Source organism: Pseudomonas sp. SC11 (assembly GCF_047039205.1).
Classification (GTDB): Bacteria; Pseudomonadota; Gammaproteobacteria; order Pseudomonadales; family Pseudomonadaceae; genus Aquipseudomonas; species Aquipseudomonas boreofloridensis.
In genome coordinates, this window is record NZ_CP178183.1 from 3,944,354 (window position 1) to 3,966,229 (window position 21,876).

The following is a 21,876-nucleotide window of genomic DNA, read 5'->3' on the forward strand; positions in this document are numbered from 1 at the left end:
CTCTCCGTTCAATCACGCGGTTGGAAATCCAGGCACACCGAGTTGATGCAGTAACGCAGCCCGGTCGGCGGCGGACCGTCCGGGAACACATGGCCCAGGTGCGCATCGCACTGAGCGCAGGTCACCTCGGTGCGAATCATGCCGTGGGAGGTGTCGCGAATCTCGATCATCGCGCTGTCTTCGATCGGGGCGTAGAAACTCGGCCAGCCGCAACCGGAGTCGAACTTGGTCTGCGAATCGAACAGCGGCAGACCGCAGCAAATGCACGAGTAGGTGCCCGCGCGCTTTTCGCTGTTGTACTTGCCGGTGAAGGGTCGCTCGGTGCCTTTCAGGCGGCACACTTGGTATTGCGCGGGATCGAGCATTTCGCGCCATTCTTCCAGGGTTTTGTCGATCTTTTGCATGGCTGGACCTCGGCAGGCTGAATTTCACCCTGCGCCGTCTTTTCCCTGGCGCGGGTGGCACGTATATTAGTCGGCTTGTGTGCAGACGGTCAGTCTGGCACCCGCGCCGCGTCCTTTTCAAATCTTTAGACGCCCGCGCCCCGCGACTTATCCATTCGGGATCACATCATGCAGTTCAGCAAATCGAACAAGCTCGCCAATGTCTGCTACGACATTCGCGGCCCGGTGCTCAAGCACGCCAAACGCCTGGAAGAGGAAGGCCAACGCATCCTCAAGCTGAACATCGGCAACCCGGCACCTTTTGGTTTCGAGGCGCCGGACGAAATTCTCCAGGATGTGATCCGCAACCTGCCGACGGCCCAGGGCTATAGCGACTCCAAAGGTCTGTTCAGCGCCCGTAAAGCGGTCATGCAGTATTGCCAGCAAAAGCAGATCGACGGTGTCGGCATCGAGGATATCTACCTGGGCAACGGCGTCTCGGAACTGATCGTGATGTCGATGCAGGCGTTGCTCAACAACCATGATGAAGTGCTGATCCCCGCGCCTGACTACCCGCTGTGGACGGCAGCCGTCAGCCTGGCCGGCGGCAAGCCAGTGCATTACCTGTGCGACGAGCAGGCCGACTGGTTCCCCGACCTGGACGACATCAAGGCCAAGATCACCCCCAATACCAAGGCGCTGGTAATCATCAACCCCAACAACCCGACGGGTGCGGTGTACTCGAAGGAATTGCTGCTGGGCATGTTGGAACTGGCTCGCCAGCACAACCTGGTGGTGTTCTCCGACGAAATCTACGACAAGATTCTCTATGACGAGGCCGTGCACATCAGTACCGCTTCGCTCGCGCCCGACCTGCTGTGCCTGACCTTCAACGGCCTGTCCAAGTCGTACCGCGTCGCCGGCTTCCGCTCCGGTTGGCTGATCATTTCCGGACCCAAGCACAACGCACGCAGCTACATCGAAGGCATCGACATGCTGGCCAACATGCGCCTGTGCGCCAACGTGCCGGCCCAGCACGCGATCCAGACCGCCCTGGGCGGGTACCAGAGCATCAATGACCTGGTACTGCCGCCGGGCCGCTTGCTCGAACAGCGCAACCGTACCTACGAACTGCTCAACGATATTCCCGGCGTGAGCTGCGTCAAGCCCATGGGCGCGCTGTATGCCTTCCCGAAAATCGACCCCAAGGTCTGTCCGATCCATAACGACGAGAAGTTCGTACTTGATCTGCTGCTGTCAGAAAAACTGCTGATCGTGCAGGGCACTGCGTTCAACTGGCCATGGCCGGACCACTTCCGCGTCGTCACCCTGCCACGGGTAGATGACCTCGAACAGGCCATCGGCCGTATCGGCAACTTCCTGCGCACCTATTCGCAGTAAGCTTTCTGACGCCTGCGGCACCTTTATCCAAGGTGCCGCAGGAATAGGCGCCCTCCCCCTCGGATGAATTCTTACATCCTGCAACGGTCTATCCACCGGCGCGCCCTTGCGCCTCTGGCATACTGCCGGGTACACAGTTTGAAATAGTCGGCCGGTTGAATCGCCCAGGCCGCCCCCTTATATACCCCGCAGTAGAGCGACATTTTCATCCGTCAGGAGAACGTAACAACCATGATGCGCATTCTGTTGTTTGTGGCCACCAACCTTGCGGTGGTGCTGGTTGCAAGCATTACCCTCAGCCTGTTCGGCTTCAACGGGTTCATGGCCGCCAACGGCGTCGACCTCGACCTGAGCCGTCTGCTGGTCTTCTGCGCCGTGTTCGGTTTCGCCGGCTCGCTGGTCTCGCTGTTCATCTCCAAGTGGATGGCAAAGATGACCACAGGTACGCAGATCATTACCCAGCCGCGCACCCATCACGAACAGTGGCTGCTGCAAACGGTCGAGGAGCTGTCCCGCGAGGCGGGCATCAAGATGCCCGAGGTGGGCGTGTTCCCCGCCTATGAGGCCAACGCCTTCGCCACTGGCTGGAACCGCAACGATGCCTTGGTCGCGGTATCCCAAGGTCTGCTCGAGCGTTTTTCGCGTGACGAGGTGCGTGCCGTGCTGGCCCACGAGATTGGTCACGTGGCCAATGGCGACATGGTCACCCTGGCGCTGGTGCAAGGCGTGGTGAACACCTTCGTGATGTTCTTTGCGCGAATCATCGGCAACTTCGTCGACAAAGTGGTGTTCAAGAACGAGGAAGGCCAAGGCATTGCCTACTATGTTGCCACCATCGTCGCCGAACTGATCCTGGGCATCCTGGCCAGCATCATCGTCATGTGGTTCTCGCGCCGTCGCGAATACCGCGCGGACGAAGCCGGTGCGCAACTGGCAGGCACCGGGGCGATGATCGCGGCACTGCAACGCCTGCGCTCGGAGCAGGGCATGCCGGTGCATATGCCCGATACGCTAAAGGCCTTCGGCATCAACGGCGGCCTGAAGCAAGGCCTGGCGGGCCTGCTGATGAGCCACCCGCCGCTGGAAGACCGTATCGACGCGCTGCGTCGCCGCGGCTGAGTCAATCGGCAGTGCAAAAAAGGGCGACTTCGGTCGCCCTTTTCATGCTTCATTTTTCAATGAAGTGCACGCTCAGCGCCGCACAGCGTAGACCCTCTCCAGCAGGCTAGTGACACCCGCCGCCTGAAATTTGGGGCTGCTGGCGATGACCTGAGGCGCCTGCAACTCCGTCACCTGCCATCCGCCGAGCCCTTGCCTCACCTGCGCTTGTGGCACTGAAAACGGCGGCCCCTCTATGAGCGATTGATCGTACTCCAGCGTCACCAACAGGCCTTCGCAGCGATCTGGCAAACAGCGGGACAGGTGGTCCAGGTAGCGCTCACGCATGCTCAGGGGGAACGCGATCAGCGCGGCTCGGTCGTACACCGCCGCGCAGTCTGCCAGGTCCGACGCACGCAGTGCGAAGAAGTCCCCACACCACAACTCGAAATCCGCGCTGCGCCATACTTCGAACGCTCCCTGTCGCTCGACTTCGGCGGCCAGCCCCTGCTCGGCGAAGAAGTCTTCGACTGCACGCCGCGACAGCTCCACGCCGAGCACCCGATAGCCCTGCCCCGCCAACCAGACCATATCCAGACTTTTGCCGCACAAAGGTACGAATACCCGACTGCCTGGCGCCAACGTCGGCCAATGGCCCTGCAGATAGGTATTCACCTGAGGCTGATGAAAACCGATCTGGTTATCCGCCCACCGCTTGTGCCAAAACGCCGGCTCCATGATTTCTCCAGTTTTTTCGATTGATTTACCGCAAATCTTATATTGGATATCGATCTTTACCTGATCGAAGATGGCAGCATCTTAACGCCCCAGGACACCGCCATGTTGCCCAGCCTGTTCATTTCCCACGGCTCCCCCATGCTTGCCCTTGAGCCGGGCGCCAGCGGTCCGGCGCTTGCCGGATTGGCTGCCGGCCTGCCGCGGCCGAAAGCGATCGTGGTGGTATCGGCGCACTGGGAAAGCCGTGAACTGATGCTTACCAGCGCCGCTCGTCCCGAGACCTGGCACGACTTTCGCGGTTTTCCAGCGGCGCTGTACGCGGTGCAGTACCCGGCGCCCGGCGCGCCGGGCCTGGCCAGGCAGATCGTCGAACAGCTCGGTCAGGCCGGCTTGATTGCGCACCTCGACGCCCACCGGCCGTTCGACCATGGCGCCTGGGTACCGCTGTCCTTGATGTACCCAGAAGCCGACATTCCGCTGCTCCAGCTATCGCTGCCCAGCCATCGCCCTCCCACGCTGCATGTGCAGATTGGCCAGGCGTTGGCCGGCTTGCGCGACCAGGGCGTTCTGCTGGTGGGGTCGGGCAGTATTACCCACAACCTGGGCGAACTGGATTGGCAGGCTGGCCCGGAGGTCATCGAACCCTGGGCGCGCAGTTTCCGCGACTGGATCGTCCAGCGACTGGTCGACGGCGACACCGCGGCTCTGCAGGACTATCGCCAGCAGGCCCCCTTTGCGGTGCGCAACCACCCCAGCGACGAGCACTTGTTGCCGCTGTTCTTCGCCATGGGCGCAGGCCAGCGTTTTGGCATCGTGCATCAGGGATTCACGCTGGGTGCGCTGGGCATGGACATCTATCGGTTCGACTGAGACCGCCTTGCGCTTGATCGCACGGACAAAAAAAATCCCCAGCCTGAGCTGGGGATTTTTCATGACCGCGGGACTCAGTCCTCGCGATAGCGACGCAGTTTGAGCTGCTTGCCGGCTACGCGGGTGTCCTTGAGTTTGGTCAGCAGACGCTCCAGACCCTCCTCAGGCAGCTCGACCAGACTGAAGCTGTCGCGCACCTGGATGCGGCCGATAGCGTCGCGGGCCAGACCGCCTTCGTTGAGGATCGCACCCAACAGGTTCTTGGCGGCGATGCCGTCACGTGCGCCCAGGGCAGTCCGGCAACGCACGCGGCCTTCAGCCAGTGGCATCGGTGCACGACGCTCGCGGTCGCCGCGCTCAGCGCGCTCGCCACGGTCACTGCGCTCGCCGCTACGCTCGCGCGGCGTGTGGGTCGGCACCAGCGGCTGCTCGCGCTCGACGGCGGCCAAGTCCAGCGACTGACCGTTGGTCGCCTTGCGCAGCAGGGCGGCGGACAGCGCACGGGCCGAGCAGCCCAAGTCGGCAGTCAGGCGATCGAACAGTTCGCCGTGGGTCGCTTCGGCCTCGGCCACCAACGGTGCCAGGCTGGCGGTCAGCTTCTTGATGCGCGCATCCAGCACGGCTTGCGGGCCAGGCAGACGGGCTTCGGCGACCTTCTGCCCAGTGACGCGCTCGATCACCTGCAGCATGCGACGCTCACGCGGGGTCACCAACAGCAGGGCGCGACCTTCACGACCGGCACGGCCAGTACGACCGATACGGTGCACGTAGGATTCAGGATCGTACGGCATGTCCACGTTGAACACGTGGGTGATGCGCGGGACGTCCAGACCACGGGCAGCGACGTCGGTCGCGACGACGATGTCCAGACGACCGTCCTTGAGCGAGTCGATGACGCGCTCGCGCTGGTTCTGGGCGATGTCGCCGTTCAGCGCAGCAGCCTTGTAACCCTTGGCTTCCAGCGCAGCAGCCAGATCCAGGGTGGCCTGCTTGGTACGCACGAAGGCGATCAGCGCGTCGAATTCCTCGACTTCCAGCAGACGCAGTACGGCCGGGATCTTCTGGTCGGCATGGACCATCAGGTGTGCCTGGTCGATGGCGGTGACGGTCTGGGTCTTGCTCTGGATCTTGACGTGCTTGGGCTCGCGCAGATGACGCTCGGCGATCGAGCGGATCGACGACGGCAGGGTCGCGGAGAACAGCACGGTCTGACGGGTCGCTGGGATCGCGTCGAAGATCACTTCGAGGTCGTCCATGAAGCCCAGCTTGAGCATCTCGTCGGCTTCGTCGAGTACCAGGTACTGAACGGTGGAAAGCACTTTCTCGTCACGGCGCAGGTGATCGCAGAGACGGCCTGGGGTGGCGACCACGATCTGGGCGCCATTGCGGATGGCGCGCAACTGTGGACCCATCGGGGCACCACCGTACACGGCCACGACATTCACGCCCGGCATCTGCTTGGCGTAGGTTTCGAAAGCGGTAGCTACTTGCAGCGCCAACTCACGGGTTGGCGCCAGGATCAGGGCTTGCGGTTCGCGCTTGCTCACGTCGATCTTGTTGAGGATCGGCAGGGCGAAGGCAGCGGTCTTGCCGGTGCCAGTCTGCGCCTGGCCGATCATGTCGTGACCGGCGAGGATGATCGGGATCGACTGTTGCTGGATGGCCGATGGCTCTTCATAGCCTGTGGCCAATACGGCAGCAACGATGTTCGGATGAAGATCGAGAGCGGCGAATCCGCCGGTTTCCTGGGTCATGGGTCTGCCTCTATGTGCATCCGCAAAGACCCATGCTCCAAAGCTGCACATGCCTTGAAAGACCCGAAGGTCACCCAGGCAGCTTTGGCGGCGGGGATTTGCGAAAACGATTGAAAAAGAATTACGTGGGAAGGTCCGCCTAGCGGACGTGCAGCCGAAGCTGGACTCGGAGGATTTGCACCGCCTGATTTTGAGGTCCGCTAAAAGACCGGCGCGTACTATATACGAATTCGCGTAGCACCGTGAGAAAAATTTCTACGGGAACCCGCAGCGGGTACGACACGGGCGTCGCAGACTGAAACGTTTCCGTTTCGCTCAACTGGCGGGCCTGATCGCCTTGATCAGATACTCCAGCGAATAGCCCAGACGCGTCGCCAGCGCTGCCGCCCGGTCACGCACTGCGTCCTGATCCAGGCCCTGCTCGAGGTCCGCAGGCACAAGCAGGATCACATTGCCTTCCTTGACCGGCAGCTCCCAGTAATGGCGGTGATACAAGCCGCGCAACAGCGCCGCCCCCAATGGCCGACCGTCATCGGCGGCCCATTGGTTGATCACCAGCCAGCCCCCCGGATTGAGCTGCTGCTGGCATTTTTCCAGAAAGCCCCACGCCAGGTGGCCAACGCCCGGCCCGTAGTCGGTATACAGGTCGACGAAGATCAGGTCGGCCTTTTCCGCCGTAGGCAGCAGTTCGAGTGCATCGCCGATGCGCACGTACAGGCGCGGATCGTCGTCCAGGCCCAGGTACTCCATGGCCAGACGCGGCACATCCGCGCGCAGTTCGATGGCTTCGACGTCTTCCAGCGGCAGGAATTTCAGACAGGCCTGGGTCAGGGTGCCGGCGCCCAGCCCGAGAAACAGCGCGCTTTCCGGGTGTGGGTGGCACAGCGCGCCGACCAGCATCGCCCGGGTGTAGTCGTACTCCAGCCAACTCGGATCGGCGGTGAAGGTGCAGCTTTGCTCGATGGCGTCACCGAACTCGAGGAAACGGTAGTCTTCGACCTCGTAAACGCTGATGACCCCGTAGGCATCCTCAACCCGGGCCAGCCGCCGCTCTTCCCGATCCATCGCCATCGCCGCCACCTGCCCGCGCAAAACCGGCATTGTCCGCCAATGCCTGCAGTGCAACAAGCCGGCGGGCAACTGTTACCATGGCCAGCATGCCCGAACCGACCTGACCGAGCCGATGATGAACCGACCCTGGACCCCCGACAGCTGGCGCGCCCTGCCGATCCAGCAGCAGCCGATCTACCCCGATGCCGCACACCTGCACAAGGTTGAGCAGACCCTGGCCAGCTATCCGCCGCTGGTGTTCGCCGGCGAAGCCCGCGAACTGCGTCGCCAGTTCGCCGAGGTCACCCAGGGCCGCGCGTTTCTGCTGCAAGGCGGCGACTGCGCCGAGAGCTTCGCCGAATTCTCCGCCGCGAAGATCCGCGACACCTTCAAGGTGCTGCTGCAGATGGCGATCGTCATGACCTTCGCCGCCGGCTGTCCGGTGGTGAAGGTCGGGCGCATGGCCGGGCAGTTCGCCAAACCGCGCTCGGCCAACGACGAAACCCTGGGCCAGGTCACCCTGCCCGCCTATCGCGGCGACATCGTCAATGGCATCGGCTTCGACTCGGCCAGTCGCATTCCCGACCCCGAGCGCCTGCTGCAGGCCTACCATCAGTCCACAGCCAGCCTCAACCTGCTGCGCGCCTTCGCCCAGGGCGGCTTCGCCGACCTGCACCAAGTGCACAAGTGGAACCTGGACTTCATCGCCAACTCGGCGCTGGCCGAGAAGTATCATCAACTCGCCGACCGCATCGACGAGACCCTGGCCTTCATGCGCGCCTGCGGCTTGGACAGCGCGCCGCAACTGCGCGAAACCAGCTTCTTCACCGCCCATGAGGCGCTGCTGCTCAATTACGAAGAAGCGTTCGTGCGCCGTGACAGCCTGACCGGCGACGCCTACGACTGCTCGGCGCACATGCTGTGGATCGGCGACCGCACCCGCCAACTCGACGGCGCTCACGTCGAGTTCCTGCGCGGGGTGCACAACCCGATCGGGGTCAAAGTCGGCCCCAGCATGAACCCTGAAGAACTGATCCGCCTGATCGACGTGCTCAACCCGGACAACGACCCCGGTCGTTTGAACCTGATCGTGCGCATGGGCGCGAACAAAGTCGGCGACCACCTGCCACCGCTCATTCGTCATGTCGAGCGCGAGGGGCGCCAGGTGCTGTGGAGCTCCGACCCGATGCACGGTAATACCATCAAGGCCAGCAGCGGCTACAAAACGCGCGACTTCGCGCAGATCCTCGACGAGGTGCGGCAGTTCTTCCAGGTGCACCAGGCCGAAGGCAGCCACGCCGGCGGCATCCATATCGAGATGACGGGGCAGAACGTCACCGAGTGCATCGGCGGCGCGCGCCCGATCACCGAAGACGGCTTGTCGGACCGCTACCACACCCACTGCGACCCGCGGCTCAATGCCGACCAGTCGCTGGAGCTGGCGTTCCTGATCGCCGAAACCCTCAAGCAGGTGCGTCGCTGAACACAGCCCAAACCGGTTCGATCCGGGCGCCAGCCGCGATCGACGTCGAGGGCGGTCTTTACCGAGCCTTTACCCTGACCTGACCGCGCTTGACCTTGCGCACCCTAGACTGGGCTCATCCGGTAACCACCGGCCTGAAAAAGGAGAAACACCCATGCGCAAGACCCTGACCGCACTGATGTTCGCTGCCGCCCTGCCGACCGTCGCCATGGCCATGCCTGAACCCGGCCCGCACGGCGAAGGCCCTCATCACCGTGGCCCTGCGGCTTTCGCCCAGCTCGACCTGACCCCGGAGCAGCGCCAGCAGATCGGCCGGCTGATGGGCGAACAGATGAAACAGCGCCGCGAGATCACCGAGCGCTACCTGGACAAGCTGCCGGCCCCTGAACAGAAGGCCATGAAGGACGAGATCAAGGCCGGTCACGACAAGACCCAGACCCAGATCCGCGCCCTGCTCAAGCCCGACCAGCAGAAGCAATTCGACGAACTGCAAAGCAAACGCGCGGCCGACAAGGCCGAGTGGGAGCAGTTCCAGGCCTGGAAAGCTGAAAAAGCCGCCAAGGCCCAGTAAGCTGCACGTTCGACGCCCGGCCCGCACTCCAGCGGGCCGGGCCTTTTCATGCCTGGGAGGTACTCGTCTTGCGCTCACTGTTCTGGCGCATCCTGGCCAGCTTCTGGCTGGCCATCGCCCTGGTCGCCGGCCTGTCGATCCTGCTTGGCCACATGCTCAATCAGGATGCCTGGATCCTCAGTCGTCACCCGGGCCTCAACACCCTCGCCAGCCGCTGGGTCCAGCACTACGAGCAGGAAGGCCTGCAAGCCTCGCAACGTTTCCTGGAACGGCGTAAACAGCGCTACAAGATCGACGTCCAAGTGCTCGACGACAGTGGCGACGCCGTGGTGCCCGGTACCTTCCCGCGGCGCGCCGAAGACTTCGAGCGCCGTCAGCACAATGACGAGCGCCTGCCCTGGCGTCGCCTCACCGAGGAGTACACCAGCCCCACCACCGGCCAGACCTACCTGCTGATCTACCGCATTCCTCATCCGGAACTGATGGCTTGGCACCGCGAGAGCCTGATCTGGCCGCTGAGCGCCCTGGGCATCGCCCTGGTGGTGCTGACGTTGTTCAGTTTGCTGGTCACCCTGTCCATCACCCGTCCGCTGAGCCGTCTGCGCGGCGCGGTGCACGACCTGGGGCAAACCACTTATCAGCAGAACAGCCTGGCGCAGTTGTCGGTCAGGCGCGACGAGTTCGGCGTACTGGCCAACGACTTCAACAAGATGGGCGCGCGCCTGCAAAGCCTGATTTCCAGCCAGCGCCAATTGCTGCGCGACGTGTCCCATGAGCTGCGCTCGCCGCTGGCACGCCTGCGCATCGCCCTGGCCCTGGCCGAGCGGGCCGAGCCCGAGCAGCGCCAGGCGCTCTGGCCACGACTGACCCGCGAGTGCGATCGCCTGGAAGACCTGATCAGCGAGATTCTGGTGCTGGCCCGGGTCGATGCCGAGCAGGCGCACCCGGAGCCGGTGGACGTCAACGCACTGCTGGGCAGTGTGCGCCGGGATGCTCAACTCAGCGAAGCGGAGCAGGAGGTGCGCCTGGAAGCAGAACCCGGCTTGACCTTGCAGGGCTGGCCGACCTTGCTCGAACGGGCGCTGGACAACCTGGTACGCAATGCCCTGCGGTTCAACCCGGCGGGCCAGCCCATCGAAATCCATGCCCGCCGCGAGCACGAGCAGGTGCTGCTGAGCGTGCGCGACCATGGCCCTGGGGTCGCGCCGGAACACTTGCTGCACCTGGGCGAGCCGTTCTTCCGCGCGCCGGGGCAGCAGGCGGCGGGGCATGGGCTGGGCTTGGCAATCGCCCGCCGCGCCGCCGAGCGTCATGGCGGAACGCTGGTGCTGGAGAACCACCCACAAGGCGGGTTCGAGGCCCGGCTGGCGCTGCCGGTCACTCAGGCGCCCGTTTAAGGGCGCACGCCATCAGGCCTTGGTCACTCGCCCCAGGCGGTGACGAAGTCGGCGGTGTCCAGTACCGGCGGTGTGCGCGGCTCGCTAGTCGGGGTGCCCAGGTACAGATAGCCGATCAGCTCTTCATTGTCGGCCAGCCCCAGCCCCTTGTGCACATGGCTGTCGAAGGCCATGTCGCCGGTGCGCCACACCGCACCGATGCCTTGGGCATGGGCGGCGATCAGGATGCCGTGGGCCGCGCAACCGGCCGCCAGGCGCTGTTCGGACGCCGGCACCTTGGGATGCGCCTGCACACGTGCGATCACCACCACCAGCAACGGCGCACGCAGCGGCATGGCCCGGGCCTTGTCCAGCGCAGCCTGGCTGGCATCGCCTTGGGCCTGAATCGCCTCGGCGAACAGCTCGCCCAACGCTTCGCGCGCCGCCCCTTCGATGGTCAGGAATCGCCACGGTCGCAGTTGTCCGTGATCCGGTGCACGCAGCGCCGCCTGAAACAACCCTTCACGCTGGGCCGCATTGGGCGCGGGATCGGTCAGGCGTGGCACGGAAACACGGTTGAGCAAAGCGTCGAGAGCCTCCACGGGCTACCCTCCTGGCAAATTGAAAGTGCCGCCATTCTCAGGTGCCCAGCCGCAAGCTTCAAGCTGCAAGCTGTCAGCCAACGCCGGCTCGCTTCACTTGCCGCTTGCAGCTTGAGGCTCGCCGCTTAAAATGTCGCCCTTTCCCGTTTCGAGTCAGATCACATGGCGTTGCCGACCTTAAGGATCATCGCGTTCATCATCGGCATCTTCCTGATCACCCTGGCCGTGAGCATGGTCGTGCCCATGGCCACGCTGATGATCTTCGAACGCACGGCCGATCTGCCCTCGTTCCTGTGGTCGAGCCTGATCACCTTCATCGCCGGCCTGGCCATGGTGCTGCAGGGGCGTCCGGAACACGTGCACCTGCGCCCGCGCGACATGTACCTGCTGACCGTCAGCAGTTGGGTCGTGGTCTGCGTGTTCGCCGCCCTGCCCCTGCTGCTGACCCAGCACATCAGCTACACCGACGCCTTCTTCGAAAGCATGTCAGGCATCACCGCCACCGGCTCGACAGTGCTCAGTGGCCTGGACAGCGTGTCGCCGGGCATTCTCATCTGGCGCTCGATGCTGCACTGGCTCGGCGGCATCGGCTTCATCGGTATGGCGGTCGCGATCCTGCCGCTGCTGCGCATCGGCGGCATGCGCCTGTTCCAGACCGAATCGTCGGACCGTTCGGAAAAGGTCATGCCGCGTTCGCACATGGTGGCCAAATACATCGTCGCGGTGTACGTGGGCATCACCGTGCTCGGCAGCCTGGCGTTCTGGTGGGCCGGCATGAGCCTGTTCGATGCCATCAACCATGCCATGTCGGCGATCTCGACCGGCGGTTTCTCCACCTCCGATCTGTCCCTGGCGAAATGGGACATGCCGGCCGTGCACTGGGTGGCGGTGGTGGTGATGATCCTCGGCAGCGTGCCGTTCACGCTGTACGTGGCGACCCTGCGCGGCAACCACCGCGCGCTGTGGCGCGACCAACAGGTGCAGGGCCTGCTCGGTCTGCTGGTGGCCACCTGGATAGTGCTCGGCACCTGGTACTGGGCCACCACCGACCTGCACTGGCTGGACGCCTTCCGCCACGTGGCGCTGAACGTCACCTCGGTGGTCACCACCACCGGCTTCGCCCTGGGCGACTACAGCCTGTGGGGCAACTTCTCGCTGATGCTGTTCTTCTATCTGGGCTTCATCGGCGGCTGCTCCGGCTCGACCGCCGGCGGTATCAAGATCTTCCGCTTCCAGGTGGCCTACATCCTGCTCAAGGCCAGCCTCAACCAACTGATCCACCCGCGCGCGGTGATCAAGCAGAAGTACAACGGTCACCGCCTCGACGAAGAAATCGTGCGCTCGATCCTGACCTTCTCGTTCTTCTTCGCCGTGACCATCTGCGTCATCGCCTTGCTGCTGTCACTGCTGGGCGTGGACTGGATGACCGCGCTGACCGGTGCCGCCAGCACCGTCTCCGGCGTGGGCCCGGGATTGGGCGAGGTGATCGGCCCGGCCGGCAACTTCGCCAGCCTGCCGGATGCGGCAAAGTGGATCCTGGCCGGCGGCATGCTGCTCGGTCGCCTGGAGATCATCACCGTGCTGGTGTTGTGCATGCCGGCGTTCTGGCGCCATTGAGCGACGCCTCCAGGCGCGCCCGGTACTCGCTGGGCGTGGCGTCGAACCAGCGACGGAAGGCCCGGTAGAAATTGCTCGGATCGGCGAAACCCAGCAGGTAGGCGGTTTCCAGCAAGGTCATGCCAGGCTGCGCCAGGTACTGCTCGGCCAACTCCCGACGGGTGTCGTCGAGCAGGGTCTGGAAGCTGGTGCCCTCCTCCTGCAACCGGCGCTGCAGGGTGCGCTGCGAAAGGTGCAGGGCCTGGGCCACGGTATCGCGCTTGGGTTCGCCCTGCGGCAGGATGCGGCACAGGGTCTGGCGCACCCGATGGGTCACTCGGCTTTCGGAAAAGCGTGCCAGGTACTCGCCCGCGAAGCGGTCGTGCAGTATGGCCATCGCCTCGTTGGCGGTGGGCAACGGCGCCTCCATGTCCGCGCGTTCCAAGACCAGCGCATCGTGCCGCGCGCCGAACTCCAAAGGCGCACGGAAGGCCTGTCGGTAGGGTTCGATGTCCCTGGGCTGCGCGCCTTGGATCAGCACCCGCCGCGGCTGCACCGGGCGGCCGCTGAGCCAGGCGCACAACGACAGCGCACAGGCCAGCGACGCCTCGGCGCTGTGGCGGGTCGGCGGCAGGTGATCGCCATGCACGGTGAGGATCAGCGAGTAGCCTTCAGGGCCGAGGGTGAAGCTCAGGTCAGAGCTCTCGGCGATGATGCGCTGATAGCGCACCAGGCGCTCGAAGCCTTCTGCCAGGGTACGACTGGACATCAGCGCATACCCCACCACATGGAACGACGCCGGGCGCACCACCCGCGCCATGTTCAGGCCGATGGCCTGGTTCCCGGACAGCTCGACCGCCAGCAACCACAGACGGGTCATGTCATCCTGGGGAAAGCGTGCATCCGGGTCGTCCAGCGCCGCGAAGTCCAGCCCCAACTGCTTGAACATGGCCCGGCAATCGAGTCCTTCGAGCTCGAGCGCTTTGACGATCCCTGAGGCCCAGCTGGCCGACGTGGTTCTTTCGCTCATGACAGGCTTCTTGTGCTGACCGCTCCTGCGGTGAATCGAAAGGATACTCAAATGGCGCCAATTGTCACTGGTGGGCGCTCCCAGTGACTCTAGACTCGAAACAGGCTCCACGCCGTATACCCCGAACAAAAACGCAGCGGCGAGAACCCCGCCATGAACAGCACGACGCAGTTTCGCAGTTTCGCCGAGTTCTATCCCTACTACCTCGGCGAGCATGCCAACCCCACTTGCCGACGCCTGCACTTCGTCGGCACCAGCCTGGTCATCGCGCTGTTGGCGTATGCCATCGGCAGCGGTCAGTGGCTATTGCTGCTGGCCATGCCGGTGGCCGGCTATGGCTTCGCCTGGGCCGGGCACTTCTTTTTCGAGAAGAATCGGCCGGCCACTTTCACCTATCCCCTCTATAGCCTGATCGGCGATTTCGCCATGTTCCGCGACATCCTGCGCGGCAAGATCAGCCTCTGAGCACGGGTCTCAGACCAGCTCGCGCAGCGCCGACAAGCGCTCGCTCTCCTGGGCTTGCGCCTCGGCCAACCGATACAACTCGATATGACCGTCCCAGTGCTCGATGAGCGCGGTGCACGACTCGACCCAGTCGCCGCAGTTGAGGTATTGCACATCGCCCACCTGACGAATCTCGGCGTGATGTATATGCCCACAGACCACGCCTTGAAAGCCGCGCCGTGTGCATTCGTGGGCAATCGCATCCTCGAAATCGCTGATGAAGTTCACCGCGCCCTTGACCTTGTGCTTGAGGTACGCCGACAGCGACCAGTAGCCATAGCCGTAACGGGCGCGCCAGTGGTTGAGCCAGCGGTTGAGCACCAGGGTGAATTCATAGGCGCGGTCGCCGAGAAAGGCCAGCCAGCGGTGGTAGCGGGTGATCACGTCGAATTGATCGCCATGCACCACCAGCAGGCGACGGCCGTCAGCCGTGAGGTGTTCGGCCTCGTCCACCAGTTGGATGTTGCCCAGGATCAGCCGTGAGTAACGGCGCAGGAATTCGTCGTGGTTGCCGGTGACGTAGATCACCTCGGTACCGCGTTTGCTCATGGTCAGCAAGCGGCGGATCACATTGGTGTGAGCCTGCGGCCAGTAGACGCCGCTGCGCAGCTTCCAGCCGTCGATGATGTCGCCGACCAGATAGATGCGATCGGCCTGATACCCCTTGAGGAACTGCGACAGGTGCTCGGCCTGGCAGTCACGAGTACCCAGGTGCACATCGGAGATCCACAGGGTTCGCACGCGTTGCTTGCGTGACGGGCGGAGCAGTTCGGCGTGTGTCATCGGGCGGCCTCCGGCGTTGTTTGCAGGAGACTGGCAGGTACGGATGACAGGTTGGTGGCAGTCGTGTGACGAGTCACGCGCTGCCCACCGACACACCCTCAGCGGTCGTTGTGGCCCAGGTCGCGCTGCGGGTCGATGCAATCGCGCACCCGCTGCTTGAGCACCTTGGCTTCGGGGAAGCCGCCGTCGGCCTTGCGTTCCCAGAGCTGTCGCTCGTTGCAGGTGATGCGGAACACACCGCCGCTGCCCGGCTGCAGCGTGACCCGGCCCAGGTCGTCAGCGAAGGTGCTGAGCAATTCCTGCGCCAACCAGGCGGCGCGCAGCAGCCACTGACACTGGGTGCAATACTCGATGACGATTTCGGGCTTGGCATCGGCCATGGTCAAACGTCTCCTGCTGAAATGGGCCGCTTATACTAGCGGTCTTTGCCCACGGTTTTGAGACTCACGATGCGCCGTCTGCTGTTATGCCTGTTGCTGACCCTCACCCCGCTTGTCCTGCACGCGGCCGACGCGGCCCGGCCCAAGGTCGGCCTGGTACTGTCCGGCGGCGCCGCCCGAGGCCTGGCCCACATCGGCGTGCTCAAGGCCCTGGAAGAACAGGGCGTGCGCATCGACGCCATCGCTGGCACCAGCATGGGAGCGGTGGTCGGCGGGCTGTACGCCTCGGGCTACAGCATCGAGGAACTCGAACACCTGGCGCTGACCCTCGACTGGCAGCAGGCGCTGTCCGATGCGCCACCGCGCAAGGACGTGCCGTTCAGGCGCAAGCAGGACGACCGCGACTTCCTGGTCAGGCAGAAGCTCAGCTTTCGCGACGACGGCAGCCTGGGTCTGCCGCTGGGGGTGATCCAGGGCCAGAACCTGTCGCTGCTGCTGGAAAGCAAGCTGGCCCACACCGCCGACATCCGCGACTTCGACAAACTGCCCATTCCGTTCCGCGCCGTCGCCACCGACATCGCCAGTGGCGAAAAGGTGGTGTTCCGCCGTGGCCACCTGCCGCAGGTGGTGCGGGCCAGCATGTCGATTCCAGCGGTGTTCGCGCCGGTGGAACTGGACGGCCGCCTGCTGGTCGATGGCGGCATGGTCGACAACATTCCGCTGGATGTCGTGCGTGAAATGGGCGTCGACCTGGCCATCGTGGTGGACATCGGCACCCCGCTGCGCTCGCGCAAGCAACTGGCCACTGTGGTGGACGTGCTCAACCAGTCGATCACCCTGATGACCCGGCGCAACTCCGAAGAACAGCTGGCCAGCCTGGGCCGCGAAGACATTCTTGTGCAACCACCGCTGAGCGCCTTCGGCGTCACCGATTTCGGCCGCGCCCAGGACATGATCGACGCGGGCTACCGTGCCACCCGCGCCCTCGACGCGCGCCTGGCCGGGCTGCGCCAGGCCGGTGACGCCGAACTGGCCGTGGCCCGCTCACCGCGCCAGCGCACGCCGGTGATCACGGCGATCAAGGTCGAGAACGACTCGAAGGTCAGCGACGAGGTGATCCGCTACTACATCCGCCAGCCCATCGGCGAGCCGCTGGCGCTGGATCGCCTGCAAACCGACATGGGCACCCTGTACGGGCTGGACTACTTCGACCGCGTGCAGTACCGCGTGGTACACAAGGGCGACGACAATACCCTGGTGATCAATGCCCGTGGCCGGCGTGGCGGCACCGACTACCTGCGTCTGGGCCTGAACCTCTCGGACGACATGCGCGGCGACAGCGCCTTCAACCTCGGTGCCAGCTACCGCGTCAATGGCATCAACCGGCTGGGCGCCGAATGGCTCACGCGCGCGCAGATCGGCGACCAGCAGGAGCTGTACAGCGAGTTCTACCAACCGCTGGACGTGGGCTCGCGCTACTTCGTCGCCCCCTACCTGTCCCTGGGTTCGCAGAACATCGAAGCCACCCTGGACAACGATCCGGTCGCCGAGTACCGCCTGGAACGCTACGGGTTCGGCCTCAACCTAGGCCGACAGATCGGCACCTACGGCGAAGTGCGACTCGGCGTCGGCAAGGCCTGGGGTGAGGCTGAAGTGCGTATTGGCGATCAAAGCCTGCCCAAAGTCAGCTTCAACGAGGGCTTCTACGAACTGAAGTACTCCTTCGACACCTTCGACAACGTCTACTTCCCCCACAGCGGCGAAGACATCGGCCTGAGCCTGCGCAAGTTCGACCGCTCGCTGGACTCGGACAGCGACTACCGCCAATGGCAGTTCCACCTGGACAAAGCCTTGAGTTACGGCGCCAATACCTGGGTGCTGGGTGGCCGCTACGGGCGCACCCTGGACGATACCGAGGTGGTGACTTCCAGCTTCGTGCTCGGGGGAGCCAGGCAACTGTCGGGGTTCCGCCAGGATTCGCTGTCAGGCCAGAACATCAGCCTGATGCGCATGGTGTATTACCGCCGGCTGACGCCTCGGGCCTATGTGCCGTTGGATCTGCCCTTGTACCTGGGCGGGTCGCTGGAGCGTGGCCGCGCGTGGAACAACGACAACGACTTCGACAGCGGCTACATCAACGCGGCCAGCGTGTTCCTGGGACTGGAGACGCCACTGGGGCCTTTGAACATCAGCTACGGAATCAACACCGAGCATCAGAAGGCGGTGTACTTGAATTTGGGCAGCAGCTTCTGAGTGTCGACGGGCCCGGCCAAAGAAATGGAAAAAGCGGATGGGGCCGCCATCCGCTTTTGCGTGCGCGCGCGGGTGCGCCGTTGAACCTCAAGGCTTCTCCAGGTTGCCGAGAATCTTCGCATGCACCCGCATGCACACGTCCAGGTCCGCCTCGTCAACGCCGGTGAACAGCTCCGCGCGCAAGGCGTTGGCGATGGTCTCGATCTGGTCGATCAGCGGCTTGGCCGGCGGACACAGCAGGATTTTCTTGGCGCGGCGGTCTTCCATGACGGCCTGGCGACGGACCAGCCCCTGGTTTTCCAGGCTGTCGAGCAGTCGCGCCAGGGTCGGACCTTCGACGCCGACGCTCTGCGCCAGCTCGCGCTGGGTGGGTGCTTCGCTGAACCGGGCCAGGTGCAGCAACACCAGCCAGCGTGCCTGGGACAGATTGAGCCCGGCCAGACGACGGTCCAGTTCGGCACGCCAGCCTCGGGACATCTGTGCCAGTTGCATGCCGAAGCGGTGTTGATTGTCGGTGAGGGGCATAGGCAACTCTGTGGAGGGAAACTAATAGTTAGTCAGCTAATCATGCCCCACAGGATCAGGCAAGGCTCGGCCTGTGGGAATGCGCCGAAAATCGACGCAGAGCATGACGCCGGTCAGCTCAGAGCTCGAACTCGGCCGCCAGTGCTGCGCGTACGCAGTACAGCACGCCTTCCGGCACCCGCTGCGCGAACTGTGGCAACAAGGCCGACACCGGTGGCAGCTCGCCTTCGCCGTCGAGGAAGGCGTCCTGAATTTCCATCATCAGCTCCTCGGGCAGGTCCAGCGCCTGCTCCAGGCTCAGTTCCTGACGACCGATGGCCTCGGCCAGCAGGCTGTACACGTTCTTCTCGCTGCACGCCAGTTGCCCGGCGATCTGCGCCGGCGTCATCCCCGCACGGGCCAGACTGACCAACTCGTGGCGCAGGTCGAGCACCACCTTGGGCGCCTCCTCGGTGCCACCGGCGCCGTTGAGCACCTCGAGGAAGGCCTGGCCATAGCGCTCCAGCTTGCGTGCACCGACGCCGCTGACCTGGGCCATGTCGCTGAGGCTGGTGGGCTGGCTGCGCAACATCTCCAGCAAGGTGGAGTCGGGGAAGATGACGTACGGTGGCACGCTGTGCTCCTCGGCCAACTTGCGCCGCAGGGTGCGCAGCGCCTCCCACAGCTCGCGCTCCTCGGCACGCACCAATTGGCTGGCCGGGCTGCCGCCACCGCTCGAGGACTTGGCCACGGTTTGCGGCTTGAGGTCGCGGCGCAGTTGCAGGTTGACCTCGCCGCGCAGCAGCGGCCGGCACGTGTCGGAAAGCCGCAGGCCGCCGTAGCCTTCCAGATCGATGTCCACCAACCCGCGCGCCACCAACTGGCGGAACAGCGAGCGCCATTCGTGTTCGCCCAAGGCCTTGCCGACGCCGAACACCGAGAGCTTCTCGTGACCGAAACTGCGCACCTTCTCGTTGTCCTTGCCCAGCAACACATCGACCAGATGCCCGACACCATAGCGCTGTCCGGTGCGGAATACCGCCGACAGGGCCTGGCGCGCGGGCTCGGTGGCATCCCAGGTCTGCACCTGGTCGACGCAGTTGTCGCAATGGCCACAAGGCTGCTCCAGCACTTCGTCGAAGTACGCCAGCAGCGCCTGACGACGGCAGCGGGTTTCCTCGCACAGCGCCAGCATGGCATCGAGCTTGTGCTGCTCGACACGCTTGTGGCGCTCGTCGCCTTCGGAGTTCTGCAGCATCTGCTTGAGCATCACCATGTCCTGCAGCCCATAGGCCATCCAGGCGTCAGAGGGCAGGCCGTCACGGCCGGCACGGCCGGTTTCCTGGTAATAGGCCTCGAGCGACTTGGGCAGGTCGAGGTGGGCGACGAAGCGCACGTTGGGCTTGTCGATGCCCATGCCGAAGGCGATGGTCGCAACCATGATCAGCCCCTCCTCGTTGAGGAACCGGTGCTGGTTGGCCGAACGGGTCTCGGCGGGCAGGCCGGCATGGTACGGCAGCGCCGGGAAGCCTTGCTCGCAGAGGAAGGCCGCCGTCTCGTCGACCTTCTTGCGCGACAGGCAATAGACGATACCGGCGTTACCCCGACGCTCGGCGAGGAAGGCCATCAATTGCTTGCGTGGCGATTCCTTGGGCACGATGCGGTAGAAGATGTTGGGCCGGTCGAAACTCGACAGGAACCGCTCGGCGCCCTGCAGGTGCAGGCGCTGGACGATTTCCTCGCGGGTCCGCATGTCAGCGGTGGCGGTCAGGGCGATACGCGGCACATGGGGGAACAACTCGGCGAGCTGACCCAGTTGCAGGTACTCGGGACGGAAGTCGTGCCCCCACTGCGACACGCAGTGCGCTTCATCGATTGCGAACAGGGCGATGTCCAGGTCGCGCAGGAAGTCCAGCATGCGCGGCTGCACCAGGCGCTCAGGCGCCAAGTAAAGCATCTTCACTTCGCCGCGGCGCAGGCGCGCGGCCAGGTCGCGCTGCTGCTCGGCACTCAAGGTGGAGTTCAGCGCCGCCGCCGCCACGCCGAGTTCATCGAGAGTGGCGACCTGGTCGTCCATCAGCGCGATCAGCGGCGACACCACCACGGTCAGGCCGTTGCGTAACAGGCCGGGCACCTGGAAGCACAGCGATTTGCCGCCGCCGGTGGGCATCAGCACCAGCGCATCGCCACCGTTGGCCACGCATTCGATGATCGCCGCCTGGCGACCCCGGAAGCTGTCGTAGCCGAAGATGTCCTTGAGGACGCGCTGAGCCTGTTCGAGCATTTGCCACTCCACGATCGTCGTACCATCCCGCAGACAGGCTGGACGATAAATCCGCTGCGCACACGCCGGATGCGTAAGCGTTTTTTGCCGAATGACGCCAAGGCGCCACCTGGCTCGAAAACGGCGAAGTATACCCCACTGCCCTGCCCTGCGGCAGGCTGGGATGACAGACGTTCCCTTTGCCCCGCCATCGCTGCAAGGTGCTAGAATTCAGCATCGTTTATTCCCCAAGGTAGCCCCGTAATGTCCTTCGCCGAGCAACTGACCCGCCTGCAAGCCTTCCTCGACGCCGACGAGCTGCACGAAGAGGCGCTGGACTACGTCGCCGCACACGGCTACCTGACCGCCCTGTCGATCTGCTCGGAGGAGGTGCCCGAACGTGAATGGATCGACGCGCTGTTCGCCGAGGAACCGCATTACGCCAGCGAAGCCCAGCACGTCGAAATCGAGGCCACCCTGGTCGCCCTCAAAGGCCACATCGCCCGCCAACTGGCCAGCGACGAGGAATTCGACCTGCCCTGCGAGCTCGACCTGACCGACGAGCCGGACGATTCCGAACTGCGCGGCTGGTGCATCGGGTTCATGGAAGGCGTGTTCCTGCGCGAAGAAGCCTGGTTCGAGAATGCCGAAGAGGAAGTCAGCGAAATGCTGCTGCCGATCATGGTCGGCTCGGGCCTGTTCGACGAACAGCCGGAGTTCGCCGACATCGCCAGCAACGCCAACTTGCAGGACGACATGATCGTGCAGATTCCCGAGGCCCTCAGCGCCTTGTTCCTGCTGCTGCACGCCCCGGAAGAGAAGCCGGCACTGCTCAAGCCACGCCACCACTGATCGGCAGTGGCGCGCTATCTGCTGCTGGCCATTGGCTGGCTCAGTGTCGCGCTGGGGGTGATCGGCATCTTCCTGCCGGTCTTGCCGACCACCCCGTTCCTGCTGCTGGCAGCCGCCTGTTTCGCCCGCAGCTCCCCGCGCTTTCACGCGTGGTTGGTCGAGCATCCCCGGCTCGGCCCCTGGATCCGCGACTACCTCGATGGACAGGGCATTCCACTCAAGGGCAAGGTGTACGCCATCGGCCTGATGTGGGCCAGCATCGGCCTGTCGTGCTACCTGGTGCCCTTGTTCTGGGCACGGGCCTTCATGCTCACCAGCGCCGTGCTGGTCAGTCTCTACATCCTCAAGCAGAAGACCCTGCACCGGCCCTGAACAGGCCGGCGCA

20 protein-coding genes and 1 pseudogene are annotated in these 21,876 nt (G+C 64.2%); 11 read left to right on the forward strand and 10 right to left on the reverse strand.

Annotation, left to right across the window (positions count from 1 at the left end; translation table 11 throughout):
- Positions 1–8 precede the first annotated feature (8 nt).
- Positions 9–404: a peptide-methionine (R)-S-oxide reductase MsrB gene (gene msrB, locus ACK2SD_RS17595; protein WP_029612960.1), complete on the reverse strand. Its 396-nt coding sequence runs from the start codon at positions 402–404 to the stop codon at positions 9–11.
- 168 nt (positions 405–572) lie between these two features.
- Here msrB and ACK2SD_RS17600 point away from each other — a divergent pair, with 168 nt between their 5' ends.
- Positions 573–1,784, forward strand: coding sequence for a pyridoxal phosphate-dependent aminotransferase (locus tag ACK2SD_RS17600; RefSeq protein ID WP_029612957.1), 1,212 nt, complete (start codon positions 573–575; stop codon positions 1,782–1,784).
- 231 nt (positions 1,785–2,015) lie between these two features.
- The gene (gene htpX, locus ACK2SD_RS17605) at positions 2,016–2,903 is read left to right on the forward strand and encodes a protease HtpX (protein ID WP_029612955.1); all 888 of its coding nucleotides are present in this window, start codon (positions 2,016–2,018) and stop codon (positions 2,901–2,903) included.
- A gap of 72 nt (positions 2,904–2,975) precedes the next feature.
- Here htpX and ACK2SD_RS17610 read toward each other — a convergent pair whose 3' ends face one another.
- The gene (locus ACK2SD_RS17610) at positions 2,976–3,620 is read right to left on the reverse strand and encodes a thiopurine S-methyltransferase (protein WP_412460454.1); all 645 of its coding nucleotides are present in this window, start codon (positions 3,618–3,620) and stop codon (positions 2,976–2,978) included.
- Between the two features lie 102 nt (positions 3,621–3,722).
- Here ACK2SD_RS17610 and ACK2SD_RS17615 point away from each other — a divergent pair, with 102 nt between their 5' ends.
- Positions 3,723–4,490, forward strand: a complete 768-nt coding sequence (locus ACK2SD_RS17615) for a DODA-type extradiol aromatic ring-opening family dioxygenase (RefSeq protein ID WP_412460455.1) — start codon at positions 3,723–3,725, stop codon at positions 4,488–4,490.
- A 74-nt stretch (positions 4,491–4,564) separates the two neighbouring features.
- Here ACK2SD_RS17615 and ACK2SD_RS17620 read toward each other — a convergent pair.
- Both ACK2SD_RS17620 and ACK2SD_RS17625 read right to left on the reverse strand, forming a co-directional pair.
- Positions 4,565–6,278: pseudogene (locus ACK2SD_RS17620) on the reverse strand (DEAD/DEAH box helicase).
- Between the two features lie 281 nt (positions 6,279–6,559).
- Positions 6,560–7,315, reverse strand: coding sequence for a spermidine synthase (locus ACK2SD_RS17625; protein ID WP_412462335.1), 756 nt, complete (start codon positions 7,313–7,315; stop codon positions 6,560–6,562).
- A 115-nt stretch (positions 7,316–7,430) separates the two neighbouring features.
- On the opposite strand from ACK2SD_RS17625, the gene ACK2SD_RS17630 reads away from it, so the two are divergent.
- The 3 genes from ACK2SD_RS17630 to ACK2SD_RS17640 all read left to right on the forward strand — a co-directional run bounded on the left by ACK2SD_RS17630 (position 7,431) and on the right by ACK2SD_RS17640 (position 10,745).
- Positions 7,431–8,777, forward strand: a complete 1,347-nt coding sequence (locus ACK2SD_RS17630; RefSeq protein WP_039576261.1) for a class II 3-deoxy-7-phosphoheptulonate synthase — start codon at positions 7,431–7,433, stop codon at positions 8,775–8,777.
- Between the two features lie 154 nt (positions 8,778–8,931).
- Positions 8,932–9,348 (forward strand): Spy/CpxP family protein refolding chaperone, encoded by a 417-nt coding sequence (locus ACK2SD_RS17635; RefSeq protein ID WP_039576259.1) that lies wholly within the window; start codon positions 8,932–8,934, stop codon positions 9,346–9,348.
- Between the two features lie 68 nt (positions 9,349–9,416).
- The gene (locus ACK2SD_RS17640; protein WP_116887809.1) at positions 9,417–10,745 is read left to right on the forward strand and encodes a sensor histidine kinase; all 1,329 of its coding nucleotides are present in this window, start codon (positions 9,417–9,419) and stop codon (positions 10,743–10,745) included.
- A 23-nt stretch (positions 10,746–10,768) separates the two neighbouring features.
- Here the strand turns inward: ACK2SD_RS17640 and ACK2SD_RS17645 are convergent, their stop codons facing one another.
- Positions 10,769–11,326 (reverse strand): nitroreductase family protein, encoded by a 558-nt coding sequence (locus ACK2SD_RS17645; RefSeq protein ID WP_412460456.1) that lies wholly within the window; start codon positions 11,324–11,326, stop codon positions 10,769–10,771.
- Positions 11,327–11,488: 162 nt separating this feature from the next.
- On the opposite strand from ACK2SD_RS17645, the gene ACK2SD_RS17650 reads away from it, so the two are divergent.
- Positions 11,489–12,943: a TrkH family potassium uptake protein gene (locus ACK2SD_RS17650; protein ID WP_039576254.1), complete on the forward strand. Its 1,455-nt coding sequence runs from the start codon at positions 11,489–11,491 to the stop codon at positions 12,941–12,943.
- On the opposite strand, the gene ACK2SD_RS17655 is transcribed toward ACK2SD_RS17650, so the two are convergent.
- Entirely contained in the window at positions 12,900–13,952 is a 1,053-nt protein-coding gene (locus tag ACK2SD_RS17655; RefSeq protein ID WP_412460457.1) for an AraC family transcriptional regulator, read from the reverse strand. The two genes, ACK2SD_RS17650 and ACK2SD_RS17655, sit on opposite strands and share 44 nt — an antisense overlap.
- A 153-nt stretch (positions 13,953–14,105) precedes the next feature.
- Between ACK2SD_RS17655 and ACK2SD_RS17660 the strand changes: the two genes are divergently transcribed.
- Positions 14,106–14,417 carry a DUF962 domain-containing protein gene (locus tag ACK2SD_RS17660; protein WP_116887807.1) on the forward strand — a complete coding sequence of 104 codons (312 nt, stop codon included), beginning with the start codon at positions 14,106–14,108 and terminating at the stop codon, positions 14,415–14,417.
- A 9-nt stretch (positions 14,418–14,426) separates the two neighbouring features.
- Here ACK2SD_RS17660 and ACK2SD_RS17665 read toward each other — a convergent pair whose 3' ends face one another.
- Complete coding sequence (locus ACK2SD_RS17665; RefSeq protein ID WP_295483401.1) at positions 14,427–15,239, reverse strand: UDP-2,3-diacylglucosamine diphosphatase; 813 nt, start codon at positions 15,237–15,239, stop codon at positions 14,427–14,429.
- A gap of 98 nt (positions 15,240–15,337) precedes the next feature.
- Positions 15,338–15,619, reverse strand: coding sequence for a SelT/SelW/SelH family protein (locus ACK2SD_RS17670; RefSeq protein ID WP_029612945.1), 282 nt, complete (start codon positions 15,617–15,619; stop codon positions 15,338–15,340).
- Positions 15,620–15,688: 69 nt separating this feature from the next.
- Here ACK2SD_RS17670 and ACK2SD_RS17675 point away from each other — a divergent pair, with 69 nt between their 5' ends.
- A complete protein-coding gene (locus ACK2SD_RS17675; RefSeq protein ID WP_295483396.1) occupies positions 15,689–17,872 on the forward strand; it encodes a patatin-like phospholipase family protein in 2,184 nt (727 codons plus the stop codon).
- A gap of 87 nt (positions 17,873–17,959) precedes the next feature.
- On the opposite strand, the gene ACK2SD_RS17680 is transcribed toward ACK2SD_RS17675, so the two are convergent.
- Positions 17,960–18,397, reverse strand: a complete 438-nt coding sequence (locus ACK2SD_RS17680; RefSeq protein ID WP_029612943.1) for a MarR family transcriptional regulator — start codon at positions 18,395–18,397, stop codon at positions 17,960–17,962.
- Between the two features lie 118 nt (positions 18,398–18,515).
- On the reverse strand, positions 18,516–20,660 hold the full coding sequence (gene recQ, locus ACK2SD_RS17685; protein ID WP_295483392.1) for a DNA helicase RecQ: 2,145 nt from the start codon (positions 20,658–20,660) through the stop codon (positions 18,516–18,518).
- 243 nt (positions 20,661–20,903) lie between these two features.
- On the opposite strand from recQ, the gene ACK2SD_RS17690 reads away from it, so the two are divergent.
- Positions 20,904–21,491, forward strand: a complete 588-nt coding sequence (locus tag ACK2SD_RS17690) for a YecA family protein (protein WP_029612941.1) — start codon at positions 20,904–20,906, stop codon at positions 21,489–21,491.
- A gap of 6 nt (positions 21,492–21,497) precedes the next feature.
- A complete protein-coding gene (locus ACK2SD_RS17695; RefSeq protein ID WP_342649379.1) occupies positions 21,498–21,863 on the forward strand; it encodes a YbaN family protein in 366 nt (121 codons plus the stop codon).
- The last annotated feature ends 13 nt before the right edge of the window (positions 21,864–21,876 follow it).